17 protein-coding genes are annotated in these 17,261 nt (G+C 62.8%); 10 read left to right on the forward strand and 7 right to left on the reverse strand.

Going from position 1 to position 17,261, the window contains the following annotated elements; translation table 11 throughout:
- Positions 1–175: 175 nt before the first annotated feature.
- Positions 176–823, reverse strand: a complete 648-nt coding sequence (locus QA643_RS37875; protein WP_283030908.1) for a DnaJ domain-containing protein — start codon at positions 821–823, stop codon at positions 176–178.
- A 110-nt stretch (positions 824–933) separates the two neighbouring features.
- Here QA643_RS37875 and QA643_RS37880 point away from each other — a divergent pair, with 110 nt between their 5' ends.
- The gene (locus QA643_RS37880) at positions 934–1,212 is read left to right on the forward strand and encodes a BolA family protein (protein WP_283030910.1); all 279 of its coding nucleotides are present in this window, start codon (positions 934–936) and stop codon (positions 1,210–1,212) included.
- Positions 1,213–1,370: 158 nt separating this feature from the next.
- Here the strand turns inward: QA643_RS37880 and QA643_RS37885 are convergent, their stop codons facing one another.
- Positions 1,371–1,931 (reverse strand): hypothetical protein, encoded by a 561-nt coding sequence (locus tag QA643_RS37885; RefSeq protein WP_283030912.1) that lies wholly within the window; start codon positions 1,929–1,931, stop codon positions 1,371–1,373.
- A gap of 336 nt (positions 1,932–2,267) precedes the next feature.
- On the opposite strand from QA643_RS37885, the gene QA643_RS37890 reads away from it, so the two are divergent.
- Positions 2,268–2,711: a hypothetical protein gene (locus tag QA643_RS37890; RefSeq protein ID WP_283030913.1), complete on the forward strand. Its 444-nt coding sequence runs from the start codon at positions 2,268–2,270 to the stop codon at positions 2,709–2,711.
- A gap of 24 nt (positions 2,712–2,735) precedes the next feature.
- On the opposite strand, the gene QA643_RS37895 is transcribed toward QA643_RS37890, so the two are convergent.
- The 3 genes from QA643_RS37895 to QA643_RS37905 form a co-directional block, all read right to left on the reverse strand.
- Complete coding sequence (locus QA643_RS37895) at positions 2,736–4,082, reverse strand: hemolysin family protein (protein WP_283030914.1); 1,347 nt, start codon at positions 4,080–4,082, stop codon at positions 2,736–2,738.
- A 65-nt stretch (positions 4,083–4,147) separates the two neighbouring features.
- Positions 4,148–5,290 carry a 3-dehydroquinate synthase gene (gene aroB, locus QA643_RS37900; RefSeq protein WP_283030916.1) on the reverse strand — a complete coding sequence of 381 codons (1,143 nt, stop codon included), beginning with the start codon at positions 5,288–5,290 and terminating at the stop codon, positions 4,148–4,150.
- The gene (locus tag QA643_RS37905; protein ID WP_283030918.1) at positions 5,287–5,922 is read right to left on the reverse strand and encodes a shikimate kinase; all 636 of its coding nucleotides are present in this window, start codon (positions 5,920–5,922) and stop codon (positions 5,287–5,289) included. The genes aroB and QA643_RS37905 overlap by 4 nt, the downstream gene beginning before the upstream one ends.
- Positions 5,923–6,065: 143 nt before the next feature.
- On the opposite strand from QA643_RS37905, the gene QA643_RS37910 reads away from it, so the two are divergent.
- From QA643_RS37910 to QA643_RS37930, 5 genes are all read left to right on the forward strand, one after another.
- A complete protein-coding gene (locus tag QA643_RS37910; RefSeq protein WP_283030920.1) occupies positions 6,066–6,212 on the forward strand; it encodes a histidine kinase in 147 nt (48 codons plus the stop codon).
- Positions 6,213–6,280: 68 nt separating this feature from the next.
- Positions 6,281–7,243: a site-specific tyrosine recombinase XerD gene (gene xerD / locus QA643_RS37915; RefSeq protein WP_283030922.1), complete on the forward strand. Its 963-nt coding sequence runs from the start codon at positions 6,281–6,283 to the stop codon at positions 7,241–7,243.
- 402 nt (positions 7,244–7,645) lie between these two features.
- Positions 7,646–8,608: an acetyl-CoA carboxylase carboxyltransferase subunit alpha gene (locus QA643_RS37920; RefSeq protein ID WP_283030924.1), complete on the forward strand. Its 963-nt coding sequence runs from the start codon at positions 7,646–7,648 to the stop codon at positions 8,606–8,608.
- Positions 8,609–8,880: 272 nt separating this feature from the next.
- Positions 8,881–10,344 carry a L,D-transpeptidase family protein gene (locus QA643_RS37925; RefSeq protein ID WP_283030925.1) on the forward strand — a complete coding sequence of 488 codons (1,464 nt, stop codon included), beginning with the start codon at positions 8,881–8,883 and terminating at the stop codon, positions 10,342–10,344.
- A 362-nt stretch (positions 10,345–10,706) separates the two neighbouring features.
- Positions 10,707–11,042 (forward strand): GYD domain-containing protein, encoded by a 336-nt coding sequence (locus QA643_RS37930; protein WP_283030926.1) that lies wholly within the window; start codon positions 10,707–10,709, stop codon positions 11,040–11,042.
- Here the strand turns inward: QA643_RS37930 and QA643_RS37935 are convergent.
- Together QA643_RS37935 and secA are read right to left on the reverse strand one after the other, a co-directional pair.
- Positions 11,039–11,236, reverse strand: coding sequence for a hypothetical protein (locus QA643_RS37935; protein WP_283030928.1), 198 nt, complete (start codon positions 11,234–11,236; stop codon positions 11,039–11,041). The genes QA643_RS37930 and QA643_RS37935 overlap by 4 nt on opposite strands.
- Positions 11,237–11,255: 19 nt before the next feature.
- Positions 11,256–14,096: a preprotein translocase subunit SecA gene (gene secA / locus QA643_RS37940; RefSeq protein WP_283030929.1), complete on the reverse strand. Its 2,841-nt coding sequence runs from the start codon at positions 14,094–14,096 to the stop codon at positions 11,256–11,258.
- Positions 14,097–14,443: 347 nt separating this feature from the next.
- Here secA and QA643_RS37945 point away from each other — a divergent pair, with 347 nt between their 5' ends.
- From QA643_RS37945 to QA643_RS37955, 3 genes are all read left to right on the forward strand, one after another.
- A complete protein-coding gene (locus QA643_RS37945; protein WP_283030931.1) occupies positions 14,444–15,355 on the forward strand; it encodes a peptidylprolyl isomerase in 912 nt (303 codons plus the stop codon).
- A 161-nt stretch (positions 15,356–15,516) separates the two neighbouring features.
- Complete coding sequence (gene argJ / locus QA643_RS37950; RefSeq protein WP_283030933.1) at positions 15,517–16,758, forward strand: bifunctional glutamate N-acetyltransferase/amino-acid acetyltransferase ArgJ; 1,242 nt, start codon at positions 15,517–15,519, stop codon at positions 16,756–16,758.
- A 14-nt stretch (positions 16,759–16,772) separates the two neighbouring features.
- Positions 16,773–17,183, forward strand: a complete 411-nt coding sequence (locus tag QA643_RS37955) for a (deoxy)nucleoside triphosphate pyrophosphohydrolase (protein WP_283030935.1) — start codon at positions 16,773–16,775, stop codon at positions 17,181–17,183.
- Positions 17,184–17,261 lie beyond the last annotated feature (78 nt).

A 17,261-nucleotide genomic window follows, 5' to 3' on the forward strand; every position in this document is an offset into this window, starting at 1 on the left:
GTACGGAAATGAGCATGTGGAAGGCAACGGCGGAGCTAACAACTCCGCTGTCGTCCCTGCGAACGCAGGGACCCATAACCACAAATGCGTATTGTCGTGCGAAAGCCGTCGACCAGCGGAGTAAAATTGAGAAGCCGCGGCGTATGGGTCCCTGCTTTCGCAGGGACGACTGAAACTACGCGCGCACCACAGTCTTCAGATAATTGTACGCCTTGATGATCTCGATCAGGCGATCCTCGGTAGAGCGGTCGCCGCCATTGGCGTCGGGATGGTGCTGCTTGACCAGCGCCTTGTACTTGGCCTTGACGTCATCGAGTGTCGCTTCGGCGGACAGCCCCATCACCTGCAGCGCCTTGCGCTCGGCATTCATCACCTTGCGCGTTTCGGCCTTGGTCTGCGTATCAGGACCAGGCCGCCAGCGGCCACGGCCGTTGAGCTCGGAGAACATGCTGAAGGGATCGGCGGCGCCGTCGAAATCCTCGGCGCTCGGCGTCTTGCCCTTCTTGCCGGCGGTGTTGGCGCCCATCTTCCAGGTCGGGCGATGGCCGGTCAGCGCATCCTTCTGGTAGCGCGCGACGGCATCGGCATTCATGCCCTGGAAGAAATTGTAGGACTGGTTGTACTCGCGGACATGGTTGAGGCAGAAGTGCCAGTACTCGCGGGAATTCTCCCGCCCCTTGGGCGCGCGGTGCGGCCCCTTGTTCGGGCAGCCTGCCCACTCGCACATGGCGGATTCTTCATTCGCGCGCGCCTGCGCCTTCGCGCTGACCTTGTTGGGCTTGATGCGAATGGAATCGAAGAACTTGGATGAATCGATCGGCATAGCTGACTTTGACTACGCAATGCGCAAGGCTTCAAGTCTTGACATTGCGAATACCTCCGGTTCGGATGCCTCATTGACGGAAAACCGACAGAGAATTATCTGCCGCCATCATGAGCACCAAGGACACTATCATAAACAAGTTGCGTGAAGCTTTCTTGCCGGAAAGCCTCGACGTCACGGACGAATCACATCTGCATGAAGGCCATGCCGGCCACAGGCCGGGCGGCGAAACACATTTCAGGGTTTATATCGTATCTCCGGCCTTCGAAGGGAAGAGCCGGATCGAACGCCACCGCATGGTAAATGCGACGCTCGCGGCGGAACTCAAGGGCTCCGTGCATGCGCTCGCCGTCAAGGCGCAGACGCCGGGAGAAACCGCCGGCGGGTGATTTTGGCAGAAGCTCGCGATTCTGGCGGCAGCGAGAGCTTTCTGTGAAGATCGGCCGGAACGGTAGCACGGTTTTAGCAACTGTGAGACAATCCCCGAAGCGATGGACATGGTTCCGTCCAAATGCCGGTTGCCTCCCGCGAGTTGACCCCCGCATACCTACCGTTTTCCCCACTTCTTCAATTGCTGATGCGCCAGCAACTCCGCACCGACCCAATATATGCGCCGCGAAAGGTCGGTCATGTCTTCGAGAAGGTCACCCAGGAATTTGAGATCAACAACCCTTATCGGATCGAAGCTCATATTTGCTCTATCATATCGCAAAGGTTGAACCGGGTATTGGTTCGGCGTTTCGATGGGCAGCCAAAGTGCGTGACTTAGGGCATTCCTGCGATGCTGCACATCCTGAAATCTATCAAGTGTCTCTTCAAAAAATGTGAGCAGCTTGGGATTTGAAGTTGCGACTTTCGTGCCGATGTTTTTCCGCGCTTTCTCTTTTCGCGCGGCCAGGGCTGGTGTGGAAAAGAACGCCTCTCTCCATTCATTAGCTTGACCGACATCGATTGATTTCATCGACAGATAGAGGGCCTGCTCCAATTTCCCCCAGTTCATTGTGATTTGGGAAAGTAAGTGAGCCATCTCATTTCCTATGAGATCGCTGTTGAATCGCTGAAAGTGTGCGTTATCGAATGTATCAACCACATGAGTTTTCTTAGTCATCATTCAGCTCGCAAAGGAAAAACCCTGGTCCAAAATGCCTTGCCGTACAAGGCCATAGCTTCCCGTTGCCGTCACATGGGCCGAAGTCGAGAAACGGCGCACCGGCTACGAAACCTGGGCCGATCCGAGGCGACGCTCGACACACCCGCCCGAGCGGCTACAGGCGCAAGCCATCGAGTATCTGGCGTGACCTATCGCCCAGCTCCTGTGAAGATCGGCCGGAACGGTAGCACGGTTTTCGCAACTGTGAGACAATCCCCGAAGCGATGGACACAGTTCCGTTTGAACGCGGGGTCGGGCTGCCCCGGTGCCATCGCAGGTCGACGAGGTCGTCCGATGCGACGTTGGGCACGCTTCAGATGGGCCGCTATTGTCGCGCTGCTGGTCGCGGCCTCCCCGATCAGGGCGCAGACGCTCGACATGCCGAGCCCGTTCGTCCAGGAAGTGCTGATCAAGAGCATCCTGGTGACGCTCAACGATGCCGTGACCTCGGATAATTTCACGGTTCTCCACGCCAAGATCTCAAAGCCGTTCCGCGATCAGTTTCCGCCGGAGAAGCTGCGCACCGTGTTCAAGGACCTGGTCGAGAAACACGCCGTGTTCGACGCCATCGTCGCCAGCGCCGTCATTCCGGAGGAGGACGCAAAAATCGACGAGAAGGGCGTGCTGCGCCTCAAAGGCCGTTTCGATACCACGCCGAAAAAGGTAAAGTATCAGCTCGGCTTTATTCCCTCCGACGGCCAATGGAAGCTCGCCAGTGTCACCATCGACATTGAATAGCTCGAACCGCTTGCGCGTCCGCGTCTAGAACGCCGTCCCCGCCCGCCTCGGCTTCGGGTCTTCAGCTTCGCGCGGCAGCGGCGTGATCTTGAGCGCGGTGATGCGGTTGCGCTCCCGCCGCAGCACGCGGAAGCGGCAGCCATGAAAGGTGAAGTTCTGGCCGCGCTCGGGGATCGAGCGCGCCTCATGGATGACGAGACCGGCGACGGTGGTCGCTTCCTCGTCCGGCAGGTGCCAGTTCATGGCCCGGTTGAGATCGCGGATCGGCACCGAACCGTCCACCACGACAGAGCCGTCGGCCTGGACGCGGACGCCGGCGACCACGACGTCGTGCTCGTCGGAAATGTCGCCGACGATTTCCTCCAGGACGTCTTCCAGCGTCACCATGCCCTCGACCTCGCCATATTCGTCGACGACGAGCGCGAAGTGGGTCTTGCGGCGGCGGAACGCCTTGAGCTGTTCGGACAGTGGCCGCATTTCCGGCACGAACCAGGGCGGCAGCATGATGGCGGAAACGTTGATCCGCGAGGTGTCGCCTTCACTGGCGCGGATCGCGCGCAGCAGGTCCTTGGCGTGCAGCACGCCGATGATATTTTCCGGCTTGTCGCGCCAGAGCGGAATGCGGGTGTACTCGGTCGCCAGCACCTCGCGCACCAGTTCGTCCGGCGGCAAATCGGCGTTGATCATCACCATCGCGGTACGGTGAACCATGACGTCTGATACGGCGAGGTCGCCGAAACGGAAGACGTTATGGATGTATTCGGCCTCGCCGCTCTCGATGCCGCCGTGCACGGCGGATTCCTCCACCAGCCCCTCGATCTCGGAGTCGGTGAGGATTTCGTGCTGCGACGATTCCTTGACGCCGAACATCCGCAAGATCCCGCGGGACGCGGTATTGAGCAGCCAGTTCAGCGGATAGAACACGAGATAGGACAGGTACAGCGGATAGGCGATCCACTGCGAGACCGGCGTCGGCTGGCGGATCGCGAACGTCTTCGGCACCTGCTCGCCGATCACGATGTGAAGCGAGGAGAACACCAAAAAGCCCGCCACAAACGACACGAAATGCAGGGTGCGCTCGGACATGCCGAGCGGGATCAGCAGCGGCTCGAGCAGCGCCGACACCGTGGGTTCGCCGACCCAGCCGAGACCGAGCGAGGCCATGGTGATGCCGAGCTGGCAGCAGGCCAGATAGGCCTCGATATTGCCCATCATGTCCTGCAACAGGCGCGCGCCGAACCGGTCCTGCTCGACCATCGCCCTGATGCGAAAGCCGCGGCTCTTCACCAGCGCAAACTCGGCGGCCACGTAAAACGCGTTGGCGGCGAGCAGAAGGATCGCGAGCAGCAGGTTGAACGCCGTCGAGCTCATGTATTCCTCACAACGGACCCGGCCCCGCGCAATGCCGCGCCGGGCTCCGTCCGGACATCCCGTTCTCATCCCGCCAGTTTCTGTTGCAGGAAATCGCGCACCAGCGACGGCTCGACGTCCCCCGCGACCACCGCGCGGCCGATCGCCTGCAGCAGGATGAAGGTCAGCTTGCCGCGCTTGACCTTCTTGTCCTGCGCCATCAGCGCCATCAGGGCGTCGGCATCGGCCAGACCTTCCTGGGCGAAGCCCGCGATGTCCTGCAAATGGGTCGGCAGGCCTGCGGAAGCAAGGTGGCGTTCGACGCGCGCGGCATCATCAGCGGAGATCATGCCGAGCTTGGCCGAAAATTCCGCCGCCAGCACCATGCCGATGGCAACACCCTCGCCGTGGAATAGACGGTCGGAAAAGCCGGTCGCGGCCTCCAGCGCATGGCCGAAGGTATGGCCGAGATTGAGCAACGCACGCTCGCCATTCTCGCGCTCATCGCGGGAGACGATGGCCGCCTTGGCACGGCAGGAGGTCGCGATCGCATGCTCGCGCGCCGCGCCGCCTGCGAAGATGTCGGCGTGGTTGGCCTCCAACCAGGTGAAGAAAGCCTCGTCGCCGAGCACGCCATACTTGGCCACTTCGGCGTAGCCGGCGCGAAACTGGCGCTGCGACAGCGTGTCGAGCACGGAGGTATCGGCGATCACGAGCACTGGCTGATGAAACGCGCCAAGCAAATTCTTGCCCTGCGGCGAGTTGATGCCGGTCTTGCCGCCGACCGAGGAATCGACCTGCGCCAGCAGCGAGGTCGGCACCTGCACGAAATCGACGCCGCGGCGCAGGATCGCCGCCGCGAAACCGGCGAGATCGCCGACCACGCCGCCGCCAAGCGCGATCACCAGATCGTTGCGCTCGATCTTGGCCGCGATCAGCGCCTCGGAGACCTTTTCCAGGCCGGCATAGGTCTTCGATATCTCGCCTTCCTCGACGATGATGCGCGAGGTCGGGATGCCGGCCTCGCCAAGCGAATGCTCGGCCGGCTCCAGCCAATGTTTTGCAACGGTGCGGTCGGTGACGATGGCGGTCCGCGCGCCGGGGCGCAGCGCGGCCACGCGCTGACCAAGCGACTGCAGCACGCCGCGGCCGATGACGATGTCATAAGCGCGATCGCCGAGCGCGACGTCGACCGTGATATCCGCGGAATGTTTCAGGGGCGCAGTCATGGCGTAACGCTGATCCCGTCGGTTGTCGGCTGGTCGGAAGGGTTTTCTGCGCATAGCCGCCCGCGCAGGGCGTCGAGACACTCCTCGACGATGCGGTCGTGCGGCACGTCGCGCGAGGCAATCGTCAGGTCGGCGGTCCGATAGACCGGCTCGCGCGCCTCAAGCAGACGGCTGACGGTCGCGACCGGATCTTCGGTCTGCAAAAGCGGCCGGTCGGCGCGGCGCTTGACCCGCTTCATAATGACGTCGATGTCGGCCTTGAGCCACAGCGAGATCGCCTTTTCGCGGATGCGATTGCGGGTCTCCTCGCGCATGAAGGCGCCGCCGCCGGTCGCGATCACGGCTGGTCCGCCATCCAGGAGCCGCGCGATCACCCGCGCCTCGCCGTCGCGGAAATACGGCTCGCCATGGGTCGCAAAGATTTCCGGGATGGTCATGCCGGCATGGGCGACCTCGATCTCGACGTCGGCATCGAGAAACCGCAGGCCGAGCCGGGCCGCCAGCCGCCGGCCGATCGTCGACTTGCCGGCGCCCATCATGCCGACCAGCACGACCGAACGCCGTCCCAGCGCCGACGTGATGTCGGCCTCCTGGGTCGGGCTCGCTGGTGCCGGTGCGGCGGTCTCGGACATCAAAAATCCTTTGAACTGGCGGGGGTTGCCCCGTGCTGCGACACCTATACTACCCCCTGTGACGCCGTTGCCAGAGACTCTTGCCAGGGGGAGAGGAACATGTTGGATGATTTCATTGGTTAATTCGCCGCCCTGAGCCCCCCATGCCCAGTTTGTTCCGCTTTCTGACGGTCGTCGGCATCATCGCCGGGCTGATCTACGGCGTCATTTTCGCGCTGGCGAATTTCGTCACCCCAAAACCCCGGGAAATGACGGTCACCATCCCCGCTGACAAGTTCCTCAAGAAATAGCCGCTATCGTCTGTTTGGTGAGAGGCGGACTCGGGGGAGACGCTCTCGCCGACGGGGATGTCGAGGGCATGCGTTCCAGCAAGACGGCCAAAGACGAGAGACTGATCAACCTGTTCCTCGACATGCTCGCGGCGGAACAGGGCGCAGGCGTCAATACGCTCGACGCCTATCGCCGCGACCTGACGGATTTATCCGAATTTCTCGGCCGTAAGGGGCAAGGCTTTGCCGGCGCCGAAACTGACGTATTGCGGGATTACCTCGCCGATCTCGACGTCAGAGGTTTCAAATCATCCAGCGTGGCGCGCCGGCTCTCAGCAATGCGGCATTTGTTCCGCTTCCTGTTGAACGAGCGGATCCGCGCCGACGATCCGGCCGCGATCCTGTCCGGCCCGAAACGCGGCCGGGGGCTGCCGAAGGTACTGTCGATCGCGGATGTCGACCGCATGCTGACGCGGGCCAAGGAACTGACGAAAGCCGGGAACGCCTCGCCGCAGCAGCGGCTGCGCGCGATGCGGCTATATTGCCTTCTGGAAGTGCTTTACGCCACCGGTCTGCGCGTCTCGGAGCTCGTCGCCTTGCCGCTGTCAGCGGCACGGCGCGATGCCCGCATGATCATGGTGCGCGGCAAGGGCAACAAGGAGCGCCTGGTGCCGCTCAACGAAGCCTCGCGGCAGGCGATGGCGGATTATCTCGCCGCGATGGAAGCGCTGAAACCTGAGAAAAAGAAAAACCTCCCTGGCTCGAAATGGCTGTTTCCCTCGTTCGGCGAGAGTGGCCATCTGACCCGGCAGCATTTTGCCCGCGACCTGAAGGAGCTGGCGTCGGCCTCCGGCCTTGCGCCGCGGCTGGTTTCGCCGCACGTGCTGCGCCACGCCTTCGCCAGCCACCTGCTGCACAACGGCGCGGACCTGCGCATCGTGCAGACGCTGCTCGGCCATACCGACATCTCGACCACGCAGATCTACACCCATGTGGTCGAGGAGCGGCTGAAAAGCCTGGTGCGCGACCTGCATCCGTTGGCGGAGAAGTAAGTCCCGTGCCCCGGACGCAGCGCAGCACCGAAAGCGCGTTTACGCGCGTCTTCGACCCGCTATGGTGATGCGCTGCTGAGCCGGGGCCCACATCGCGGCGGAATGGGTCCCGGCTCTGCGGCTAGGCACCATAGTGCGCCGAAGACGCGCGCGAACGCGCTTATGGCGCCGCACCGCGTCCGGGACACTGAGATTTAACCCCGCGCGCAACACCCGCCTTGACTTCCGCGGCGTCTCCCCCGAAACAGCCGTCTCCCGCCCCGCGGCCTTGTTTGGCGCGCTTTTCGGAAAAGCCGGCCCGTCCGGCCCGAGATGCGCGCTAAATCATTGAAGATGCGTGCTTTCCTGGAGCGAATCGAAAACCGCTTCGCCTGACAGTGCGTTGTTACCTATATTGTCTTGATGCCGGATCAGATGCGCAGCTATCTCGACTTCGAAAAACCCGTCGCCGAACTTGAGGCCAAGGTCGATGAATTGCGCGCGCTCGCCGCCTCGGGCAGCGACATCGGCGATGAGATCTCGCGGATCGAGGACAAGGCGCAGCAGGCGCTGGCCGATCTCTATGCCAACCTGTCGCCCTGGCAGAAGACGCTGGTGGCGCGTCATCCGCAGCGCCCGCATTTCACCGATTTCGTCGGCGCGCTCATCACCGAATTCACCCCGCTCGCCGGCGACCGCAAGTTCGCCGACGACGAGGCGCTGATGGGCGGCTTCGGTCGTTTCCGCGGCGAGGCTATCTGCGTGATCGGCCAGGAAAAGGGCGCCACCACCGACAGCCGCATCAAGCACAATTTCGGCATGGCCCGCCCCGAAGGCTATCGCAAGGCGGTGCGGCTGATGGAGATGGCCGACCGCTTCGGCATTCCCGTGCTGTCGCTGGTCGATTCCGCCGGCGCTTATCCCGGCATCGGCGCCGAAGAGCGCGGGGTTGCGGAAGCGATCGCGCGCTCGACCGATACGTGTCTGTCGCTGGGCGTGCCCAATGTCGCGATCATCACCGGCGAGGGCATGTCGGGCGGCGCCATCGCCATTACCACGGCGAATCGCGTGCTGATGATGGAGCACGCGATTTACAGCGTGATCTCACCGGAAGCGGCGTCCTCGATCCTATGGCGCGACGGCACCAAGGCCCAGGAAGTCGCCACCAACATGAAGATCACGGCGCAGGACATGCTGCGCTTCGGTGTGATCGACCGGATTCTCAACGAGCCCTCCGGCGGCGCCCATCGCGATCCCAAGGCGATGATTGAAGCCACCGGCGATGCCATCGCGGAAGCGTTCAACGACTTTCGCAATCTCGATGCGGACGCCATCCGCAAGCAGCGGCGGCAGAAATTCCTCGAGATCGGCCGCAAACTCGGGTGATCGGATACGTGTCGGCGCGAAAGCCCGAGACGCGCCCTCCAAGTTAATGACCCGTAAACGCCTTTATTTCGCCCACCTGCAAATTTTGGCCCTAATTCAGCCCTGACCGCGGTCTTTAAACTCTGTTGACCATCCCTGCTGCCGCAGCCGCTGGACGGCCTCGTTCGGGTTGCGGCGCAGAGGGTCAATGGCTAATATTTTAGACAATGGCTTCAGGGCATATTCGCTGTACTTGGGGTGCGAAAATGCCCGGTGGGTGTGGAGCTTAGCCTTTGAATAATCGCTCGCTGGTTCGCGCGCTTCTCACGTCGGTCGCCCTACTGGGCGCGGGCGTATTGATGGCCGGCTGCAACGGCGACGACATTTCGCTGGCCAACAACGCCAAGGCCAACCAGCCGGTCCCGCCGAAACTCGTCGCCGACATAGCGGCGAAGGACATGGAGCTGCAGTCCCCGATTCTGGTCCGCCTGTTCAAGCAGGAAGCCGAGCTCGAAATCTGGAAGCAGGACCGCTCCGGCCGCTTCGCCCTGCTCAAGACCTATCCGATCTGCCGCTGGTCGGGCGACCTCGGCCCCAAGATCAAGGAGGGCGATCGCCAGGCGCCGGAAGGCTTCTATTCGATTTCGCCGGCGCAGATGAATCCGCAGTCGGCCTATTACCTCTCCTTCAACACCGGCTATCCGAACGCCTTCGACAAGGCGCTCGGACGCACCGGCTCGCAATTGATGGTGCATGGCGACTGCTCTTCGCGCGGCTGCTACGCGATGACCGACGAGCAGATCGCGGAAATCTATTCGCTGGGCCGCGAATCCTTCTTCGGCGGCCAGAAATCGTTCCAGCTGCAGGCCTATCCGTTCCGGATGACGCCCGCCAACATGGCCAGGCACCGCAACAACCCGAACATGCCTTTCTGGAAGATGATCAAGGAAGGCAATGATCATTTCGAGGTGACGAAGCAGGAGCCGAAGGTCGATTTCTGCGAAAAGAAATACGTGTTCGATGCCGCCAAGCCGCCGAACGCCACGCGTGACCCGGTATTCGACGCTTCGGCCAAGTGCCCGGCCTATGAGATTCCCAAAGAAGTCGCCGACGCCGTGCGCGAGAAGCAGGCCAGCGACCTCGCCGAGACCGCGCGGCTGATCGCCAAGGGGACGCCGGTGGCACGCATCAATACCGGCATCGACGGCGGCATGCACCGGGTGTTTGCTGCGCGCGTGCCCGAGGGCAATACGGGTCTCTCCGAAGGCGGCGATGCGCAGAGCCTGCAGAGTTTCTCGCTGGCGCGCGCCCCCGGCACCATCCCCTCCCACGTCAATCCGCCGAAGGTGCCTGCCGAAAACCGTTCCCCTTCAGAGAATCTGCTGGCGGGTGCGCCGGAGCAGCCCAAGCTGGCCGCAGCGCCGGCTGCCGCACCTGCCCCGACGCGGGTCGCCAATGCGGCGCCTTCGGCGCAGGACGAGGGCTTCTTCTCCAGCCTCGCCCGCAAGGTCGGCATCGGCGGCTCCGCCGACGCCACCGCCAGCACGCCGCCGGCCAAACCGAAGGCGACCGAGACCAAGCAGCCGCCGGCCAAGGCAACTACGCCGAAGCCGGAAGCCAAGCATGCCGCAAGCCGCCCGCAACTGAAGCCGTCGGTGTCGGATACGCCGGCTGCCGCCGCGCATGGTCAGGTCTCGGGCTCGGCGCCGATCGTGTCGACCAACTCGTTCGACAGCCGCTTCGGGGCGGCGAAGTAAGAACGCCCAACGCATCCTTGCGACGTTTATCCAATCCTGCAACGTTCGTGCGTGTCGGACATCAGACATTTCGATCTGAAAGCGCGCCGTACCGGAGTGCCGTTGATCCTGCTTTACCGTCAGGCCAATCGCGTCCGCAGATCGCAGCGCAATTGATCGCGCTTCCGCGTGGCATCAAGCTGAGATAGCCTTAGGGCAGGCCGCCGGCGGGCAGTGCCGAAGGCCCGCCAGAGTATCAGCGGCGTCATGCCCACGGCAGGGCTGCAGTCCTTCATTCCAGGTTTTGGGACGGCTCATTTTTCACTGAGCCGCACGAGAGGCGAACGCCTCATCGATCAAACGCGCCCCAACAGGAGGACATCATGCATTTTTGTATGACCGCGCAATACACGCCAAAATCTCTTAACGCCATTCTGGAAAATCCCACGACCAATCGATTTGAGGCCGCCAGGAAACTGGTTGAAGCCGCCGGCGGCAAATTGGTTTCGATGTACAGCACAGCCACCAACGGGCCTGGCGTGCTCGTGATATTCGATGTGCCGGATCCGAGCGCAGCACCGGCGATATCAGGCACGGTGGTGGCGAGCGGCGCCGTCCACAATGTGACCCTCACCCGCCTGTGGACGCCGGATGAGATCACACAGGTTCGGCAAAAGGCGGTGCAGCTTAAGGGCGCGTACACGCCGCCCGGCGGCTAGAGCATGATCCGGAAAAGTGTGCAGCGGTTTTCCGAAAAGATCATGCTCAAACAAAGAGCTAAAGCGCGATGACGATTCAACCCAATCTCATCGCGCTTTAGATTATCGGTAGCTTGCCATTTTGCCGGTACACCACCGAGCTTGGCCAACAAAAAAGGTGGCAGGCGATCGCCTGCCACCATCGTCGTTGACAAGAACTATCGAACTCAGCGCCTAAGCATACTTGCCGTGGCAGTGCTTGAACTTCTTGCCGCTGCCGCAGGGGCAGTCCTCGTTGCGGCCGACCTTGCCCCAGCTGGCGGGGTTTTTCGGATCGCGATCGGCGGCGGCGACCTGGGGCACCAGCGAGACGTTGGCGAAAGCCAGCTCGTCCTCTCCGGTGTTCGGATCGAACTTGTGCGCCTCCATCGCCGGCAGCACCGGCTGCTGCTCTTCCGGCGGCACGATCTCGACGCGGATCAACTGGGCGGTGACGGCTTCGCGCAGATGCGCGCCCATGGTCTCGAACAGATTGAAGGCTTCCAGCTTGTATTCCTGCAAGGGATCGCGCTGGCCATAGCCGCGCAGGCCGATCACCTGGCGCAGATGGTCAAGCATGATCAGATGCTCGCGCCAGAGATGGTCCAGCGTCTGCAGCAGAATGGTCTTCTCGACGTAGCGCATCACGTCGGGGCCCCATTGCGCGACTTTGGCGGCCATGCGCTCGTCGACGTGCTTCTCGATGCGCGCCAGCAGTTCCTCGTCGGCGATGCCCTCTTCCTTGGCCCATTCGTCGACCGGAAGATCGACGTCGAGCACGCGCTTTAATTCGTCCTTCAGCCCCGCGGTATCCCACTGCTCGGCATAGGCATGCTCGGGGATGTGCTTGGCGACCACGTCGTCGATGAAGGCGTGGCGCATGTCGGTGACGGTCTCGGCGACACTGTCGTCCTTCATCAGGTCGACGCGCTGGTCGAAGATCGCCTTGCGCTGGTCGTTCTGGACGTTGTCGAACTTGAGCAAGTTCTTGCGGATGTCGAAGTTGCGGGCCTCGACCTTCTGCTGCGCCTTCTCCAGCGCCTTGTTGATCCAGGGATGGATGATGGCCTCGCCCTCTTTCAGGCCGAGCCGTTGCAGCATGCTGTCGAGCCGGTCGGAGCCGAAGATCCGCATCAAATCGTCTTCCAGCGACAGGAAAAATTTTGAGCGGCCCGGATCGCCCTGACGGCCGGAACGGCCGCGGAGCTGGTTGTCGATGCGGCGGGATTCGTGCCGCTCCGAGCCCATGATGTAGAGCCCGCCGGGCTTGGTCACTGTCTTGGCCGGCTTGCTTCCCTTGGCGGGCTCGACCTCCACCACTTCCTCGGCCTTCAGCACGATCTCGCGGAAGCGCTCGATGTCGGCCTTGATCTGCTCGATCTTTTTCGCCTTCTCGGCCTCATCGGTAATCGTGGCGGTCTCCTGCTGGATCCGCATATCGAGCGAGCCGCCGAGCTTGATGTCGGTGCCGCGTCCCGCCATGTTGGTCGCGATCGTGATCGCGCCGGGCACGCCGGCCTCGGCGACGATATAGGCTTCCTGCTCATGGAAGCGCGCGTTCAAGACCGCGAACAGTTTTGCCGGCTTGCCGGCGCGGGCCGCGGCATAGAGCTTCTCCATGCCGGCTTCGCTGCCGAAATCGATCTGCTTGTAGCCGTGCTTCTTAAGGTACTCGGCCAGCACTTCCGACTTCTCGATTGAGGCCGTGCCGACCAGCACCGGCTGCAGCCGTGCATTGGCACGCTCGATCTCGGCCAGGATCGCGGCGTATTTCTCACCCTGCGTGCGGTAGACCTCGTCGTCCTCGTCGAGACGCGCCACCTGTACGTTGGTCGGGATTTCCACGACCTCCAGCTTGTAGATGTCGAACAGTTCGTCGGCTTCGGTCGCGGCCGTACCGGTCATGCCCGACAGCTTTTCGTACATGCGGAAATAGTTCTGGAACGTGATCGAGGCCAGCGTCTGGTTTTCAGGCTGGACCTGGACATGCTCCTTGGCCTCCAGCGCCTGGTGCAGGCCTTCCGAATAGCGCCGTCCCGGCATCATGCGTCCCGTGAACTCGTCGATGATGACGACTTCGCCTTCGCGGACGATGTAGTCCTTGTCGCGGGTGAACAGCGAGTGCGCGCGCAGTGCCTGGTTGACGTGGTGCACGACCGAGACGTTCTCGACGTCGTAGAGCGACTCGCCTTTGAGCTGGCCGGCGTCGCGCAGCAGCGTCTCGATCTTCTCCATGCCGCCTTCGGTCAGCGTCACCGTGCGCTGCTTCTCGTCGACCTCGAAGTCGACGACCTTCTGCAGCTGCGGCATGAAGGTATCGATGGTGTTGTAGAAGTCCGAACGGTCGTCGAGCGGGCCGGAGATGATCAGCGGCGTGCGCGCCTCGTCGATCAGGATCGAGTCGACTTCGTCGACGATCGCGTAATAGTGCCCGCGCTGGACCATGTCCTCCAGGCGGTACTTCATGTTGTCGCGCAGATAGTCGAAGCCGTATTCGTTGTTGGTGCCGTAGGTGATGTCGCAGGCGTAGGCCGCCTTGCGCTCAGCGTCGTCGAGGCCGTGCACGATCACGCCGGTGGTCATCCCGAGGAACGAATAGATCTGGCCCATCCAGCCGGAGTCGCGGCGGGCGAGGTAGTCGTTGACGGTGACGACATGAACGCCGCGGCCGGCGAGCGCGTTGAGATAGACCGCCAGCGTCGCCACCAGCGTCTTGCCTTCGCCGGTCTTCATCTCGGCGATGTCGCCCTCGTGCAGCACCATGCCGCCGATCAGCTGGACGTCGAAGTGCCGCTGGCCGAGGGTGCGCTTGGCGGCCTCGCGCACGGTGGCGAACGCCGGCACCAGGATGTCGTCGAGCGTCTTGCCCTCGGCGAGCTGCTGGCGGAATTCGGCGGTACGCGCTTTCAGCGCCTCGTCTGACAGTTTGGAGATTTCGGGTTCAAGCGCGTTGATGGCGTTGACGCGGGATTGATATCCCTTCACCCGCCGGTCGTTGGCGGAGCCGAAAAACTTGCGGGCGAGCGCGCCGATCATGCCAATTCCTGCCTTTGCCGTTACTTGCGTTGCAAGCCGTGACGTGGTCCACCAAGTTGCCTATCAACTCACCGTGACGCATCGCGGCACATACCCCGTTCCGGGGCGTCATCCGCTAATGAGTGGGAATTAAGCAATCCAAGGTTCAACGGCAAAAAACGCAGCAAAATAAGCGCTGTCGCCGCTGTAGGTTCCGGCACAGATATGGCCGGGTGGGGGCCTTGTCAACGTGCGTCCGTCTGTCAAGGAATTCATCATTTTGACAGACTTTTCGCGTTGCCAAGGCCGCTTGATTGGGCGAGTGTCCCGCCGCCTTTGCCGCCCTCTCTTCAAGACAAGGATTTTCCATGACCACCTCGTTCCCGGAAACGAAAACCGGCTTGCGTTTCGGCGTGACCTCCCTGGCTGTGACGGCCTGCCTGGCCGCGGTTCTGGCCACCAGCCTGCCGGCACGCGCCCAGGACAATCCCGTTCTCGCCAAGGTTAACGGTGTCGAGATCCGCCAGAGCGACGTGGCGCTCGCGGAAGAGGAACTTGGCCCCAGCCTCGCGCAAATGGACCCGGCGACCAAGAAGGACAATGTGCTGGCCTTCCTGATCGACCTGAAGATCGTCGCCAAGGCCGCCGAGGACAAGAAGATCGAGAACTCCGAAGACTTCAAGAAGCGCCTGGCGTTCACGCGCAGCCGCCTTTTGATGGACAGCCTGCTCGCCAGCGAGGGCAAGGCCGCGACCACCGAAGAGGCCATGAAGAAGGTCTATGAGGAGGCCGCCAAGCAGATCACCGGTGAAACGGAAGTCCACGCCCGGCACATCCTGGTCGAGACCGAGGACGAGGCCAAGGCGATCGCGGAAGAATTGAAGAAGGGCGGCGACTTCGCCGAGCTGGCGAAGAAGAAGTCCAAGGACCCCGGCGCCTCCGATGGCGGCGATCTCGGCTTCTTCACCAAGGAACAGATGGTGCCGGAATTCTCCGCCGTCGCCTTCACGCTGGAGCCGGGCAAGATCTCCGACCCCGTCAAGTCGCAGTTCGGCTGGCACATCATCAAGGTCGAGGAAAAGCGCGCCCGCAAGGCCCCCGAGTTCGATCAGGTCAAGGCCCAGATCGAGACCTATGTGACGCGCAAGGCGCAGGCCGAATACGTCGCCAAGCTGCGCGAGGCCGCCAAGGTCGAGCGCATGGACAAGCCGGCCGAGGCCGCCAAGACCGAGGCTCCGAAGCCCGCCGACTCCAAGATGGCGCCGCCGGCGAAGAAGTAAAAAATCGCTGTCACTTCTTCGAGACCAATAGTATCTAGCATCGTCATGGCCGGGCCGAAGCGCCCGGCCGTTTCATGTCCGGACCGCCGGTTCAGGGCGCCGGACCACGCTTGAAGCCGGCAGGCCCGGCCTGGATTGATCTGGTCGAAGAAGGTGCTCGCATGTCCACCACTGTTTCCCCCCTCGCCCCGACCGACGTTCCCGAAATGCCCGCGATCGCCGGCGTGAAGCTCGCGACCGCCGCCGCCGGCATCCGCTACAAGGGGCGTACCGACGTGCTGCTTGCGCTGATGGACAAGGGCACCACCGTCGCCGGCGTGTTCACCAAGTCGAAATGTCCATCGGCCCCGGTGGAGTGGTGCCGCACCAAGCTCGGCCGCGGGCAAGCCCGCGCGCTGGTGGTGAACTCCGGCAATGCCAACGCCTTCACTGGCAAGACCGGCAAGCAGTCGACGGCGCTGACGGCGCAGATCGCCGCAAAGGCGGTCGGCTGCTCGACATCCGACGTGTTCCTCGCCTCAACCGGCGTGATCGGCGAACCGCTCGATGCCACCAAATTCGACGGCGTGCTGGCGACACTGGCTGAAACCGCCACGCCCGACGACTGGATGGGCGCGGCCAAGGCGATCATGACCACCGATACCTTCCCGAAGGTCGCGACCGCGACCGTAAAACTCGGCAAGACCAAGGTGACCATCAACGGCATGGCCAAGGGCGCCGGCATGATCATGCCTGATATGGCGACCATGCTGTCCTTTGTGTTCACGGACGCGCCGCTGTCGTCCGCCGTGCTACAGGCGCTGCTCAAGAGCGGCGTGGAGGATACCTTCAACGCCATCACGATCGACAGCGACACCTCGACATCGGACACGCTGCTGGCGTTTGCGACCGGCGCCGCCGCGGCTAATGGCGCGCCGAAGATCAGCCGGGCCAGCGACCCGCGCCTCAAGGCATTCGCCAAGGCGTTTCACGGCGTACTGGCCGACCTCGCCGAACAGGTGGCCCGCGACGGCGAAGGCGCGCGCAAGCTGGTCGAGGTGGTCGTCGAAGGCGCCACCACCAAGCCCTCGGCGCGCAAGATCGCGATGTCGATCGCCAATTCGCCGCTGGTGAAAACGGCGATCGCCGGTGAGGATGCGAACTGGGGCCGCGTGGTGATGGCGGTCGGCAAGGCCGGCGAGCCCGCCAACCGCGACAAGCTCTCGATCTCGTTCAACGGCATCCGCGTTGCCAAGAGCGGTGCGCGCGATCCGTCCTACAACGAGGCTGAGGTCTCCGAGGTGATGAAGAGCCCGAAGATCCAAATCAAGGTCGGCCTCGGCCTCGGCAAGGGCCGCGACCGCGTGCTGACCTGCGACCTCACCAAGGAATATGTCGCGATCAACGGCGACTACCGGTCGTAAGCGAGAGAGTGCGCATGGCGGACATCAAGCTCACCCTCGTGGTCGCCTGCGCCCTCGTTGACGTCGACAAGCGCGTGCTGATCGCGCAGCGGCCGGAGGGCAAGGCGCTCGCGGGCTTGTGGGAATTTCCCGGCGGCAAGGTCGAGCCCGGCGAGCGACCAGAGCAGACTTTGATCCGCGAGCTGCACGAGGAGATCGGTATCGACGTCAGCGAGCCGTGCCTGGCGCCGCTGACCTTCGCGAGCTACGCCTATGACAACTTCCATCTGTTGATGCCGTTCTACATCTGCCGGCGCTGGGAAGGCCTGGTCGTCGCACGCGAGGGCCAGCAACTGGCCTGGGTGCGCGCCAACAAGCTGCGCGACTACCCGATGCCTCCAGCGGATATTCCGCTGATCCCGCATCTGATTGATTTATTGATGTAAAGCCGGCCCACGCAGGACCAGGACGCAAAATCGCGAAAACAACCCCATGCACAGTAGAAATTGGGGGGCCTGTCGGCG

This window comes from Bradyrhizobium sp. CB3481 (assembly GCF_029714305.1).
Lineage (GTDB): Bacteria > Pseudomonadota > Alphaproteobacteria > Rhizobiales > Xanthobacteraceae > Bradyrhizobium.